This is a genomic window from Gilliamella sp. B3817 (genome assembly GCF_026536705.1).
In the GTDB taxonomy this organism is placed as follows: Bacteria; Pseudomonadota; Gammaproteobacteria; order Enterobacterales; family Orbaceae; genus Gilliamella; species Gilliamella apicola_I.
In genome coordinates this window covers 42,671-55,763 of the sequence record NZ_JAFNNV010000001.1, presented here as the reverse complement: position 1 = coordinate 55,763, position 13,093 = coordinate 42,671, and the positions used below count along the sequence as shown (strand labels likewise).

Genomic DNA, 13,093 nt, shown 5'->3' with positions numbered 1-13,093 from the left:
TTTTTAATTGGCATTTTTCAAAGATTAGTGTATAAATGTTAATCATTAATCGTTTTTATCTGCTTATTTATCCTGTTTAATATCAAAAATACACGTTTAAAATAAAAAAAAGGCGAAATATGTATGAACATATTAAAGATAATAGTGTTAATAAGTTTTGGTTTTGTGTTACTTAATTGTGATAATGCTAAGACTGCGTCAAATCATTCCTCTGCTGACAGTTTAACAAAACCTAATAATGATTTACTCGCTTCTCAAAATTTAGAAATTAATGCGGTTAAAAACGAGTTACCGATTGAAATTGATGAATTGACAACGCTATTTGATGTTTTTGCTGACAATAATATTATCAATTATAAATACCGCGTAAAAAACACACCAAAACAGGCACTATTATTAACGTCGACGCTTGATACTTTACGCAGTAATTTACTTGATGATTATTGCCAAAATGTACCACAAATGAAAGAACTGAAAAATGTGTTTCCAAATGGCGCCCACTATCATTACTTCATCGATAATGAAGAGATCATTATTGTTGAACTTAATCCGGATGATTGTCAGACAAATAAATGATCGTTTATTGATAATTTATCCTTTTAATCAAACAATCATAGGTCATTAAGTTTTGCAATATTGGGATTAATTTGTAGTGTACTGGCTTAATAAACGTTTATTTGTTAAACTGAGATCGTTTATCAAATTCTATGCATTTTCTTCTTGTTGATTGATAAATTGTATTCTCGCCCCGTTATTTATGGACAGCCACAGTTAAAATTATATTTGATTCAGTTCGTCACAGATTAATGATTTTTAAAAATAATATTTAAGTTTTTTATCTCTATTCATCTTATTTATCAATATTGTTAATTGATTCGTTTCTACTTTTTTCAAGTTATACGGTTTTGTCATTATTAATTGATTTTATTTAAGTTATTTATCGTTTATGAACATGTATGTGTTTAACTTAGGAGAAAATTATGAGTAAACAAACCTGTAATCCAACGACCAAATATTATCATGAAAAATTTCCAAAACAAAAACAGAAAGCGCCCGGTTTGCAATGTGAGATGAATCCGATTCCTGACTGTGGTGAAAAAAGCTATAAAGGTCATCAACGTTTAGAAGGTCTTAAAATGTTGGTCACAGGTGGCGATTCGGGTATTGGTCGTGCAGCGGCAATCGCGTATGCCAAAGAAGGGGCAGATGTAGCGATCAATTATCATCCTGATGAGCAAAAAGATGCTGAAGATGTGGCAAAAGTTATTGAAGCTGCCGGACGTAAAGCGGTATTGATACCCGGCGATTTAAGTGATGAAGCGTTTTGTAAAAAAATGGTGGATGAAGCTCATCATAAACTTGGTGGGTTAGATAATCTAACATTGGTTGCAGGTAAACAAACTGCGGTTGCTGATATTATGGATCTGACTACAGAGCAAATTCGCAAAACGTTCGAAATTAATGTCTTTTCGCTATTTTGGGTAACTAAAGCGGCATTAGGTTATTTAAAACCAGGATCGACAATTATTACTACTTCATCTGTTCAAGCCTTCCAACCAGGCCCAACATTATTAGATTATGCTTCAACTAAATCGGCAATTATCGCTTTTACAAAAGCATTAGCTAAGCAATTAGCAAGTAAAGGTATTCGTGCTAATAGTGTTGCACCCGGTCCGGTTTGGACGCCGTTACAAGTTTGTGGCGGACAACTCAGCGATGCAATTCCTGAATTTGGTAAAGAAACACCACTTAAAAGAGCAGGGCAACCGGTTGAACTTGCAGGGGTTTATGTACATTTAGCTTCAGAAGAGTCAAGTTATACCACTGCAGAAACTTATGGTGTAACGGGTGGTGAGCATACCAACTAATCTCATGTTTATATCGTGATAAAAGAGCTGCTCAGGCTCTTTTATTACAAAAAATTTTTAAGCTAGACATCTTAAATCACGTTCTATTATGCATTGTTCATAATAGTGTTAAAACTTAACTTAGAATAAAGGCAAAAAAATGAAATTTTTTAAAGTAATCATGCTTGCATTATTAGGTGTTTTTTTAGTTAACTGTGATAATTCTAAATCGACTGTTGATGATATTAAACAGAAAGTACAGCAAACAGGTGCAGATATCAGCGATAAAACACAAGATTATTTTGAACAAGCAAAAGCAGAAAGTAACGATATATTGAATAAGTTAAAAGAGGGTAACTATAATCTTGCACAAGATGCGGTGATTAAAAATATTAAACAAACATTACCAATGAATATTGATCAGAATACTTCGCTGGTGGATGTATCCAAAGAAAACAACACGATTAATTATAAATATGATGTCAAAGGTGTGACGCCAGATGATTTAAAAGTTGAGAATACTCAAAAGACATTATTAAATAATTTACTTACCGATTATTGTAGTACAGATTTGATGAAGAAAGCATTAAGACTTGCTTTCCCTGAAGGTGCTACACATAATTACTATATCAATAATAGTAACGCATTAACACTCAATTTAAAACCAAGTGATTGTGATGGTAAATTGTAGAGTATCGATTAAGGTGAAAAGGGCTATTAATAGCCCTTTTTTTATTTTGTTTATTGCGAAAGATGTGAATCTAAATATCATTTTAAAAAATGAAGATTATCAACTCAAAATGATGTATTTATGTTAGTTAATTAAATGATGATTTTCTAATGATAGAAGATAACGATCAGGTTATTACCTAAAGTTTAATTAACACAGTGTATTGATATTGACGCTTACTATTAAAATAAGAATATATTTTATGTTGTAAAAATTTAACCATATAAATTAAAATCCTCATTCAAATTATATAGGGACTTTTTATTTTTTTATTAATTGTTTTATTTAAAATGGAAAAAACAAAATAATATTAATTTTACTTATGGGTAATAGCATGAAATATAAAAAAATATCTGCATTATTGGTATGGAGTTTGGCGCTATTTGGTTGTGATAGTGGGAGCTATAAAGAAAAAAATCAACGTATAGTTATTGATTCAATGAAAAAACAATTTCCTATTGTTTATGATGAGAATTTTACGTTAGTGGATGTTTTAAAGGACAACGATCAGTTTATATATAAATACGAAATAAAAAATATTGAAGAAGTAAAATTAACCTCACCAGAGTTTGAACAATCATCTCGCACAGAGATTCTTGAGCTTTATTGTTCTGATAACAAAGGTATTGCTCATTTTAAAGAAATATTCATGGATGGTATTCGATATGATTATTACTTGAATAATAAAAATGTTATCCATTAACGTCAAATCAACAGATTGTACAAAATAATTGTCATTGCATTGAACTATTCACTTTTGTGTACCACATGATATTTTTGCTATGTTGGGCGGTATTATTACAGGGTTAAGCCCTGTAATAATAGAAATTATTCTAACGTTTTTCCTTTTGTTTCTGGAATTAAAAACATAAATGCAGCAGCCGATAATAGATAAGCCGCAGATAATAGCGCTAGTGCGTAGCTTATTGAATAAACTGTCGCTAAATAAGCAATTAAGACTTGTGATACGCCAGCAATTCCTCGTCCAACATTAAAGATAATGTTTTCAGCACTTGAACGAGCGTCTGTCGGATAATGTTCGGCCAGTAATGCCCCATAACCCCCCATCATGCCGTTGACGAAAAAGCCAATGACTGAACCAAATAAAATCAAAACGATCATATCGGTTTGTTGAAAGTAAAACCAGATAGATAACGCTGAAACTAATAGAAAGACAATATAAGAAGGACGGCGTCCAAATTTGTCACATAGCCAACCAAAAATTAAGATACCTAATGACATACCAATTGTGGTGGATATCGTCCAAAATAGCGTATTTTTGAATGATAAACCACGTTCGGTTGCGATCATGGTTGGCATCCAAGTCATGATGCCATAAAAACCAAAGTTTTGTACGGCACAAGCAATGGTTAAACCAACCGTGGTTGCTGATGTTTTGACATTTCTAAATAGTTTACCTAATGCAATTTTATTTTTGTTTTGATCTTTTAATGATTGCCAAATTTCTGGCTCTTTCAATCCTTTACGTGTCCAGGCAACAAACAAAGCAGGAAGTACTCCGACAGCAAAAGCCCAACGCCAACCGTGTGCTTCTCCTACAAAATTTACCGTTAAGGTTGCCAGTATAATGCCTAACTGAAATCCTAACGCAACAATCGATGTCGCTCTTGAACGTTTATGCTTTGGCCATGTTTCTGACACCAACGTCATGCCAATGCCAAATTCTCCACCTAGTCCAAGACCACTTAAAAAACGGAAAACTAAAAAGCTTTCATAATTTGGTGAAATAGCACACAGCCCGGTAAATACAGAAAATATGATAATTGTCCATGAAAAGACTTTAACACGACCATATTTGTCTGCTAAGGTTCCAAAAAGAATTCCGCCCAGTACAGCACCTAATAATGTTACTGAAGTTAATGTTCCTAAATCGGTTTTGGTTAGATTAAAAGTTGCTTGAATTAGGGTAAAACAGACCCCTAAAATCATCATATCCAAACCATCTAATGCATAGCCGGCTGTAGAGGCAAAAAGCGTTCTTTTTTGATAAGCTGTGGTGGATCCAGTTTCACTTTCAGCTTGTTTAATTGGGTCTATCGCAGTTTTCATATTTACCTCTAATGATTGTGAATAGTGAGTTACTTATTTAAACTTTACCTTTTAAAATAGGTTGTAGGCTAATTCAATAAGGTCGTTTAAAAGCGGTGCAAAGTATATACTTAAAAACTTTAAAAATCCAAGCTAAAAGCCTTTACAATTGGTTATTTGCTAGAAAATAATCATTTCTTGTAAGTAACTTTATATATAAAAATATTAAAGGATGCATCAACTAGTGATAATTTTATTTTGTGTAAAGAATCGTGACAGGGTATAGATGATTTATTAAGTAAATCTTAGTTTTTAAATTTAAATGATTGATAGCTAATTTCCGCTGAGTGTTCCCCCAGCGGATAATCTTGATTAGTCTTCGATAAAATACCAATAGCCTTTATTGACTAAATCCAAAATGACCTTTAAAGTCGATTCATCTTCTAGCTGTTCATAATAAAGCTCTTCTTCTTGGCATAAAAGATCAATAACCGGCATCGGCAAATGGATTTTTTCACCATGAATATAGCCATAATCACCTACTTTTAGAATGCGTATGCTCGGAACTCGGCACAGATTATTAGTTTTTAAAAGCGAGACAAATTCATCAAATTGATATGGTGGCTCGACAGGAACAATATTTAATTCATGCATTGGAATAGTAATGTGTTTACCAAACCAATCGTTAAAGAGTTTAGGCGTTCTAACCAGTTCAATTATCTGGTTTTGTAATTTTTCTAATTCATAGGATTGTATTCGATAGGAATCTTTAGGTAATGTTAAGTTGGGATCTTGATAAAATATGCCATTGGGTAGGTTGTCGATAACATAATCGGCAAAGCCACTTAATAGTTCTTGAGACGTTTGGGTTCTAAAACCGACTGAATAACTTAGCGATTCGCCGATTGAGACACCATTATGTGGAAAGCCTATCGGTATATACAGAATATCGCCTGCTGTAATTTCTTCGTCAATGATGGGTTGATAACTTTCAACATGTAGCAATGCTTTGTGAGCACTAAATTGTTTGTAGTGTTCGTTTCGGTCGCCAACTTGCCAACGTCGGCATCCCTTGCCTTGTATGATAAATACATCATAATTGTCAATGTGAGGCCCCACGCCTGCTTTATCTGTTGCGTAAGAAATCATCAGATCTTCAAATTGCCATTGAGGCAAGCATTTAAAAGGGGCAACTAAGGTGGCTGCTTGTTCATGCCAGTGGTCAACTGCTTGTACCAGCAAACTCCAATGGTTTTCACCTAAATGGCTAAAGTCGATAAAAGGACCAAATTGGGCATCCCATTTCCCATTTTTGTTGGTAACTATTCGGCTATCAATCTCTTCTTCCATCGCTAAACCTGCAAGTTCTTCAGGCGTGATAGGATCAACAAAGTGTTTAAAAGCATCACGTAAAATAACTGGCTTTTTTTGCCAATAATTCGTTAAAAAATCATCCCAATCTATAGTTAACTTATTACTCATGTAACGCCCCTTGTAAATTAAATAATTGACAAAAGTTATTCGTTGTTTGTTGTGCTATTTCGTCTATAGAAACACCTTTCAATACTGCCAAATAGTCAGCAACTTCACGAACATAAGCTGGCTGGTTTTCTTTCCCTCGATAGGGAACAGGTGCTAAATAAGGTGAATCGGTTTCAACTAAAATACGATCCATGGGGACATATCTGGCAACTTCACGTAATGATTCAGCATTTTTGAAGGTGATAATGCCCGAAAAAGAGATATAAAAACCGATATCTAGCAATTGTTTGGCCGTATCGATATCTTCGGTAAAACAGTGTAAGACCCCAGAATAAACATGCTCTTCTTTTAAGATTCTTAAGGTATCTTGGCGTGCATTGCGTGTATGAACAATGATAGGTTTATTGAGTTTACGACCTAACCGAATATGTTCCTTGAAGTTTGCTTGTTGTTGTTCAAGATTATCTTGTTGATAGTAATAATCAAGCCCAGTTTCGCCCAGCGCAATTACATTATCTTGGCTTGCCAATGTTTCAAAGCGATCGGCGTCATAGCTTTCTTCTTCTAAATTAAGAGGATGAATACCGCATGAAAATGAGCACTGTTTAGTATAGGGTTTTAAAAAATCTCTCATCGATTCATAGCCTGAAAGCGTGGTAGCTACACTTAAGCAGTGTTTAACATCGTGACGTATTGCGTCTTGCAATACTTCATCAATCGATTTGTTGCTAAAATCTAAGCTATCTAAATGGCAGTGAGAATCAATTAAATACATATAAAGCTCTTATTAATTATCTGAATGTTGTTCAAAATCACGAACAGGTTTTATGGTTGACCAAGAACGACAAGCAGGACATAGCCAGTAAATGGAATTGACCGTAAACCCGCATTTAATACAGCGATAATTAGGGACGGTTTTGATCTGTTCGCCAACCATTTTACGTAAAAGTGAAAGACTTTCTTTTGCTCGACCTTCTTCGGCATCGGCTACGTGGTAATTCATCAATCGATAAAACCCTTTTAAATTAGGGTGTTTGAGTAATTCCCGATACATGTAGTTTTGGGCAGCATCAAGTCCGCTTTGTTTTTCGACTATATCGGCAAGCATTAATTCAGCAACATTGCCACTATCTTGATTAACGCATAATTGTAAAAATTGTTTAAACTGTTCGGGTTGATTTAATTCTAAATAACATGTTTTTAATAAAGGTAATGCCTCACCGATAAAGGCTTTATCTTGCGTTAAAATTTGTTTGAATGATTCAATGGCTTGTTCTTTCTTGTTTTGTATCATTAATACCCGACCCAGCATGAGCGAGGTACGCGCACATTTAGCATCAGCGGCAGCTGATTTTTGTAACAGGTTATAAGCTTTTTCCATATCATCAGCAGACATAGCAATAGCGGCTAACTCGCAATAAAATTGTGCAATATCTGTCTTGTATTTAATGTTACCTAATCTGACTAATTTAGAGGCTGCATTAATCGCATTGATCCATTCACTGGTTGATTGATAAATGATAATCAATTGTTGTAATGCATATTGTTGAAAATCATCTTCATCAATTAACTGTAAGAACATTTCTTCGGCACGATCATAAAAACCGGCAACCATATAATCTCGCCCTAGTTGCTGTATTGCCAATAGGCGTTGTTCGAACGTCAATGCTGAACTTTCCATTAAAGATTGATGAATGCGTATGGCTCTATCAACTTCACCACGTGAACGGAATAAGTTTCCTAAAGTTAAATGAGCCTCAAGGGTGCTGTCATCTTCTTTTAACATATCTAAAAACAAATCAACAGCTTTATCTTTTTGATTTGATAAAAGAAAGTTTAAGCCATCAACATATTCGCGCGATAGCCGGTTGGATTGGTTTAAGTATTTTTGTTTTGCATTTCTGTCACCCATATACCAACCGTAAGCGGCTGCGATAGGAAGTAACAGAAATAACAGTTCAAACATAATCGTCTATTCTTAATTAATTTTTGTTAATGTTGCTTTTTGATTTATTGCGATATCTTCATCATACTTTTTTTGTAATTTGTTTAGTTTGCGTTTAGTTGATGAGTGTTGTAATTTCGATTTTAAAAAGAAGTAACCCGTGACAAACCAACCTACCAGAAAACCACTGCCAAATAAAATTGCCAGCAGAACAGATAAGCGTAATTCTGATTTAGCAACTAAATAATTAAATGTCACCACTTGATCATTGGCTGCACCTAAAGCAATAGACAATGCAAAAATAGCAATAATCAATATAATCGATAAAATTAATTTCATAATGTTGACCTTTCTTCTTTTTAATACTTTTTATTCTTTATTGTTATCCATTTATCGGTTAAACAACCTGTTACCGATTTATCTAAAGGCATTAAATCATTTAGTAACGCAAAAACTGGGTAAATGATTACGTTACTATATGCCATTTTTTAGCATAAAAATAGCAGATTAATGCAATACCCCAACCAATGATGACGGATAATATTAAATCTATAGGAGTATGCATACCTAGTAATAATCGACTTATTTCTATTAATACCGTCCATATCACAATCAACGATATAAAGATATAATTACGCCTGAAGTTAAGTAGCACAATGGCTAAAAAAGCAAATGTTGCTGCAAATAGTGTATGACCAGAGGGAAAAGAATACCCTGTTTCATTTTGCCAGTGTTTGGATAACCAATTCGGTATTGTAGATGAATTGATTAATGATTCTTTGATAAAAGCGGCTCTTTCTGGCTTGGTTAATGAATAAAAATATTGGTCAGTTTTATTATGTTCTTTTGTTATCCATATTACATAAGGTCTTGATTCTGCTGTTTGTGATTTTATGATAGATTTTATCACTTGTCCGCTGAGGACAGCACTCACGAGAACCAACCATACTAATACAATCTTTTTTAACATTTTATCTGTTTTGCTGACTAGCAAAGCACAAAATAAAATGAAATAAAATATTGATGTTATTATTGCCCATGGGTAACTTGCTGTTTCAGTAACCCAAAAAAAATATTCTGATTTATCGTTCAATGTGTCTGGTAGCCAATGCCAATTTATGACTATAATAAACAATGGTACGACTAAAAAAATAGCCAATGCAGCTATTGTTTTTTTTATAACTAACCCCATTTAAAAACTCAACTAAGCATATTGTGCTGTCTATTTTATCATAAATGTGGTTTATTTTTAATAGATTCTCGTTTATGTTATTCATTTAATACGGAGATAATAATGCAATTAAAACATGTCGCAGAAGCGAAACTACCAACACCATGGGGTTGTTTCACTATGGTAGGTTTTGAAGAAATTGCAACTGGCAAGGATCACGTCGCATTAGTTTTTGGTGACATTTCAAAGGCAACATCTGTTTTAACCAGAGTGCATTCGGAGTGTTTAACGGGTGATGCGTTATTTAGTTTACGGTGTGATTGTGGTTTTCAATTAGAAGCAGCTTTAAAACAAATTGCAAAAGAAGGTCAAGGCATTTTAATCTATCATCGGCAAGAAGGGCGTAATATCGGTTTATTAAATAAAATTAAAGCTTATGCCCTGCAAGACCAAGGGCTTGATACGGTGGAAGCGAATGAGCAGTTAGGATTTGCTGCTGATGAGCGTGATTTTAAACTTTGTGCTGATATGCTGACACTGCTTGGTGTATCACAAATTCGTTTACTAACTAATAATCCTGAAAAGATAAGAGTGTTAGAACAAGCTGGAATTCAAGTTACAGAAAGAGTTCCTTTGGAAGTAGGCGAGAATCCAAATAACGAACACTATTTAGAAACCAAAGCTAATAAAATGGGACATTTGCTTCATCTTCATCACTGCGATCATTAAACACATTTTACATTATTGATGAGTGGTAGGATGTGGCATGAAAAATGGTCAACACTAGTTAAAGCAAAAATAATTGATATATTTAAACCTCAAAAAATTAGTGATGATTTTTTGAGGTTTTTTTAGATTTGCGTACTATTTTGTTATGCAATAGATGTCGAGTATAGAGCTGGATTAATCACTATTAATAACAGAATTAAAAAAGTATTATTCCTTATCAATTCTTAGCTCACCGCCATTTGCTAGCTGATCTTTGGATAATTCGTGCATAATAATTTGTACTGCTTCAGGCTTACAATTAAGCGTTTGAACAATCGCTTCCGTTACACGTTTCGCCATTTCTCGTTTTTGTTCAATAGTACGACCTTCTAAAAAATCGATGACAACATTTGGCATAAAAAACTCCTAGTGACCCATTGTGGCAAGTTGAGCGTCGGTTAATGCGATATCTTGATTATGACAAATACCGATACCTGAGTGAATTATATTTTCAGCAATAGCCTTGGCTTCATCCAATGAATGCATCTTGTATGTGCCACATTGGTATTCGTTTAATTCGGGTATTTGGTTTTGTGATGTTACACTGAGGACATCATGCATGGATTTGAGCCAAGCATCAACAACGAGCGATTCATCAGGTTGACCGATTAAGCTCATGTAAAATCCTGTGCGACATCCCATTGGCGAGATATCAATAATTTCAACAGTATCACTGTTTAGATGATCGCGCATAAACCCTGCAAATAGATGTTCTAAAGTATGGATCCCTTTTTCGGGTAGTAGTGCTTTATTTGGAATAGTAAAACGAAGATCAAACACAGTGATATTATCGCCTTTTGGGGTTACCATTGTTTTTGCAACGCGGACAAAAGGGGCTTTCATTTTAGTATGATCTACTTTAAAACTATCTAATAATGGCATAAATTTCTCCTTGGTGTTGAGTTGCCAGTTATAGTCTTTATAACTGGACAAGTCCAAACAATCTTATTCATTTAGCAAACTTAACATCTCTTGTTCATCAATGACTTTAATGCCAAGTTGTTGCGCTTTTTCTAATTTTGAACCGGCAGATTCACCGGCAATCACTAGATCAGTATTTTTTGATACGCTTCCCGTCACCTTGGCACCAAGTTGTTTTAATTTATCTTTGGCTTCATCACGTGTTAAAACAGATAAAGTCCCTGTTAAAACAATCGTTTTACCCGAAAAAGGTGAATTGGTTGTCATTGTTTGTGCTTGGGGATTGGTGTCTTGCCAATGAATACCAATGTCATCACTGGTTAATTGTTCTATTACGTCGCGGTTATGGGGTTCTTGGAAAAAATCAATGATACTTTCAGCAATAACCACACCAATATCATTAACTAATTGTAGTTGTTCAAGTGATGCATTTTCAATTGCCGTTAAATTACCAAATTGGTTAGCTAAATTTTCAGCCGTCACTTCACCGACATTTGGTATACCAAGCGCAAAAATAAAGCGGCTTAAAGTTGTATTTTTCGATGTATCAAGTGCTGCTAATAAATTTTTAGCCGATTTATCGCCTACTTTATCTAACGAACATAGTAATGGTACCGTGAGTCTATAAAGATCTGCGGGTGTTTTAACATAATCTTTATCTACTAACTGTTCAATTAGCCTATCACCCATTCCTTCCACATTCATGGCTCGACGGGATACAAAATGTTTAAGCGCTTCTTTTCGTTGTGCTGGACAAATAAGTCCGCCTGCACAGCGAGATACCGCTTGCCCTTCATCGCGAACAATTAGCGAACCACAAATCGGGCAGTGGGTTGGAAAGATAATCGCTTTGGTGTCGGCTGGTCTTCGATCTAATATGACCGATACAATTTTAGGAATCACATCACCTGCACGGCGTATTGAAACATAGTCACCTTCACGGACACCTAATCGGGCGATTTCATCACTGTTATGCAAAGTTGCATTACTGACAATCACACCTGCAACTGATACCGGTTCTAGTCTTGCAACAGGTGTAATTGCGCCTGTTCTACCGACTTGAAAGTCAACTTTATTTAATTGGGTGATTTCTTCTTGCGCGGGAAACTTAAACGCCGTTGCCCAACGAGGAGCACGGGCAACAAAGCCGAGTTCTTCTTGTAAAGCGATACTGTTTACTTTGATGACCACACCGTCTATGTCAAAATCCAATGACATGCGCTCTTCACCAATTTGTTTAAAGTAATCTAAAGCAGCTTGCGCACCTTTTCGCACTTGAACTTTATCACTAACAGGTAATCCCCAAGTTTTAAGTTGCATTAAACGGTCATAATGCGTATTGGGCAGATTGGCACCTTCAATAACACCTAAACCATAACAGAAAAACGATAAAGGTCTTTTAGCAGTAATTTTAGGGTCTAATTGTCTCAGAGAGCCAGCGGCTGCATTACGAGGATTTGCAAAGACTTTTTCGTTTCGTTTTTCTGCTTCAGCATTGAGTTTAGCAAAACCTTTGTGGGACATGAACACTTCACCACGAACTTCTAAGCGTCTTGGTATCTGCTCTCCTCTTAAAACCAGTGGAATGGTTTTTATTGTTTTGACGTTGGCGGTAATGTCTTCTCCTGTTGTGCCGTCTCCTCGGGTTGCAGCTTGCACAAATTGACCATCTTCATAAAGTAAACTTACCGCTAATCCATCTAATTTTAATTCACAACAATATTCTACCGGTTCATTTTCTTTTAAGTGTAAGCGATCTTTTACTCTTTTATTGAAGGCAATAAAACTTGTCTCATCAAAAACATTATCTAAAGATAACATTGGTATTTCATGTTTTATCGAGGCAAATTGAGATAGGGGAGTACCGCCAACCCGTTGAGTAGGGGAGTCAGGGGTAATCAATTCGGGATGCTGCTGTTCAATAGTTTGAAGCTGTTTTATCAATTTGTCATATTCCGCATCCGGAATTTCAGGCGCATCTAAGACATAATAACAATATTCATGATGTCTTATCTTATCACGTAAAGATTGAACTTCAGTGATGACTTTTTGTTGTGAATCATGGGTAAGGTTTTCGGGTAAATTAGATAGTGACATGTTAGTATGCTCTTAATTTAAAGTAAGATTTTTAAATGTTATTAGACACCAATCAAGTATGAATGACTTGATTAAATCAATAT

Annotated in this window: 14 protein-coding genes; 5 read left to right on the top strand and 9 right to left on the bottom strand. The window is 34.8% G+C overall.

Translation table 11 applies throughout. The features are described from left to right. Positions 1-123: 123 nt before the first annotated feature. The 4 genes from J3U36_RS00245 to J3U36_RS00230 all read left to right on the top strand — a co-directional run bounded on the left by J3U36_RS00245 (position 124) and on the right by J3U36_RS00230 (position 3,280). Positions 124-576, top strand: coding sequence for a hypothetical protein (locus J3U36_RS00245; protein WP_267379347.1), 453 nt, complete (start codon positions 124-126; stop codon positions 574-576). A 404-nt stretch (positions 577-980) separates the two neighbouring features. Then, positions 981-1,868: an SDR family oxidoreductase gene (locus J3U36_RS00240; RefSeq protein WP_267351044.1), complete on the top strand. Its 888-nt coding sequence runs from the start codon at positions 981-983 to the stop codon at positions 1,866-1,868. 139 nt (positions 1,869-2,007) lie between these two features. After that, on the top strand, positions 2,008-2,538 hold the full coding sequence (locus J3U36_RS00235) for a hypothetical protein (RefSeq protein ID WP_267379351.1): 531 nt from the start codon (positions 2,008-2,010) through the stop codon (positions 2,536-2,538). A 373-nt stretch (positions 2,539-2,911) separates the two neighbouring features. Then, positions 2,912-3,280 carry a hypothetical protein gene (locus J3U36_RS00230; protein ID WP_267379354.1) on the top strand — a complete coding sequence of 123 codons (369 nt, stop codon included), beginning with the start codon at positions 2,912-2,914 and terminating at the stop codon, positions 3,278-3,280. 125 nt (positions 3,281-3,405) lie between these two features. Here the strand turns inward: J3U36_RS00230 and J3U36_RS00225 are convergent, their stop codons facing one another. From J3U36_RS00225 to J3U36_RS00200, 6 genes are all read right to left on the bottom strand, one after another. Continuing rightward, on the bottom strand, positions 3,406-4,647 hold the full coding sequence (locus J3U36_RS00225) for an MFS transporter (protein WP_267379357.1): 1,242 nt from the start codon (positions 4,645-4,647) through the stop codon (positions 3,406-3,408). Between the two features lie 351 nt (positions 4,648-4,998). Next, on the bottom strand, positions 4,999-6,108 hold the full coding sequence (locus J3U36_RS00220; protein ID WP_267351050.1) for a cupin domain-containing protein: 1,110 nt from the start codon (positions 6,106-6,108) through the stop codon (positions 4,999-5,001). After that, the gene (locus J3U36_RS00215) at positions 6,101-6,883 is read right to left on the bottom strand and encodes a YchF/TatD family DNA exonuclease (RefSeq protein WP_267379360.1); all 783 of its coding nucleotides are present in this window, start codon (positions 6,881-6,883) and stop codon (positions 6,101-6,103) included. Before J3U36_RS00215 ends, J3U36_RS00220 begins: the two co-directional genes overlap by 8 nt. Before the next feature lie 12 nt (positions 6,884-6,895). Then, positions 6,896-8,074, bottom strand: coding sequence for a lipopolysaccharide assembly protein LapB (gene lapB, locus J3U36_RS00210; RefSeq protein ID WP_267379363.1), 1,179 nt, complete (start codon positions 8,072-8,074; stop codon positions 6,896-6,898). A gap of 12 nt (positions 8,075-8,086) precedes the next feature. Then, positions 8,087-8,392 carry a LapA family protein gene (locus J3U36_RS00205; RefSeq protein WP_267351055.1) on the bottom strand — a complete coding sequence of 102 codons (306 nt, stop codon included), beginning with the start codon at positions 8,390-8,392 and terminating at the stop codon, positions 8,087-8,089. 127 nt (positions 8,393-8,519) lie between these two features. Beyond that, positions 8,520-9,245, bottom strand: a complete 726-nt coding sequence (locus J3U36_RS00200; protein WP_267379366.1) for a phosphatase PAP2 family protein — start codon at positions 9,243-9,245, stop codon at positions 8,520-8,522. A 102-nt stretch (positions 9,246-9,347) separates the two neighbouring features. Here J3U36_RS00200 and ribA point away from each other — a divergent pair, with 102 nt between their 5' ends. Continuing rightward, positions 9,348-9,953, top strand: coding sequence for a GTP cyclohydrolase II (gene ribA, locus J3U36_RS00195; RefSeq protein ID WP_267379368.1), 606 nt, complete (start codon positions 9,348-9,350; stop codon positions 9,951-9,953). Between the two features lie 207 nt (positions 9,954-10,160). On the opposite strand, the gene J3U36_RS00190 is transcribed toward ribA, so the two are convergent. From J3U36_RS00190 to ligA, 3 genes are all read right to left on the bottom strand, one after another. Further along, positions 10,161-10,349: a 2-hydroxymuconate tautomerase gene (locus J3U36_RS00190; protein ID WP_267351059.1), complete on the bottom strand. Its 189-nt coding sequence runs from the start codon at positions 10,347-10,349 to the stop codon at positions 10,161-10,163. Between the two features lie 9 nt (positions 10,350-10,358). Continuing rightward, positions 10,359-10,874: an S-ribosylhomocysteine lyase gene (luxS, locus tag J3U36_RS00185; RefSeq protein ID WP_267379371.1), complete on the bottom strand. Its 516-nt coding sequence runs from the start codon at positions 10,872-10,874 to the stop codon at positions 10,359-10,361. Between the two features lie 63 nt (positions 10,875-10,937). Next, complete coding sequence (ligA, locus tag J3U36_RS00180; RefSeq protein ID WP_267379374.1) at positions 10,938-13,010, bottom strand: NAD-dependent DNA ligase LigA; 2,073 nt, start codon at positions 13,008-13,010, stop codon at positions 10,938-10,940. Positions 13,011-13,093: the final 83 nt, after the last annotated feature.

Bases quoted from the DNA above. Each gene is read 5' to 3' on its own strand.
- J3U36_RS00215 (WP_267379360.1), bottom strand. From the start codon at position 6,883: ATGTATTTAATTGATTCTCACTGCCATTTAGATAGCTTAGATTTTAGC.
- ribA (WP_267379368.1), top strand. From the start codon at position 9,348: ATGCAATTAAAACATGTCGCAGAAGCGAAACTACCAACACCATGGGGT.
- J3U36_RS00225 (WP_267379357.1), bottom strand. From the start codon at position 4,647: ATGAAAACTGCGATAGACCCAATTAAACAAGCTGAAAGTGAAACTGGA.
- J3U36_RS00235 (WP_267379351.1), top strand. From the start codon at position 2,008: ATGAAATTTTTTAAAGTAATCATGCTTGCATTATTAGGTGTTTTTTTA.
- J3U36_RS00200 (WP_267379366.1), bottom strand. From the start codon at position 9,245: ATGGGGTTAGTTATAAAAAAAACAATAGCTGCATTGGCTATTTTTTTA.
- luxS (WP_267379371.1), bottom strand. From the start codon at position 10,874: ATGCCATTATTAGATAGTTTTAAAGTAGATCATACTAAAATGAAAGCC.
- J3U36_RS00230 (WP_267379354.1), top strand. From the start codon at position 2,912: ATGAAATATAAAAAAATATCTGCATTATTGGTATGGAGTTTGGCGCTA.
- lapB (WP_267379363.1), bottom strand. From the start codon at position 8,074: ATGTTTGAACTGTTATTTCTGTTACTTCCTATCGCAGCCGCTTACGGT.
- J3U36_RS00245 (WP_267379347.1), top strand. From the start codon at position 124: ATGAACATATTAAAGATAATAGTGTTAATAAGTTTTGGTTTTGTGTTA.
- J3U36_RS00205 (WP_267351055.1), bottom strand. From the start codon at position 8,392: ATGAAATTAATTTTATCGATTATATTGATTATTGCTATTTTTGCATTG.
- ligA (WP_267379374.1), bottom strand. From the start codon at position 13,010: ATGTCACTATCTAATTTACCCGAAAACCTTACCCATGATTCACAACAA.
- J3U36_RS00190 (WP_267351059.1), bottom strand. From the start codon at position 10,349: ATGCCAAATGTTGTCATCGATTTTTTAGAAGGTCGTACTATTGAACAA.
- J3U36_RS00240 (WP_267351044.1), top strand. From the start codon at position 981: ATGAGTAAACAAACCTGTAATCCAACGACCAAATATTATCATGAAAAA.
- J3U36_RS00220 (WP_267351050.1), bottom strand. From the start codon at position 6,108: ATGAGTAATAAGTTAACTATAGATTGGGATGATTTTTTAACGAATTAT.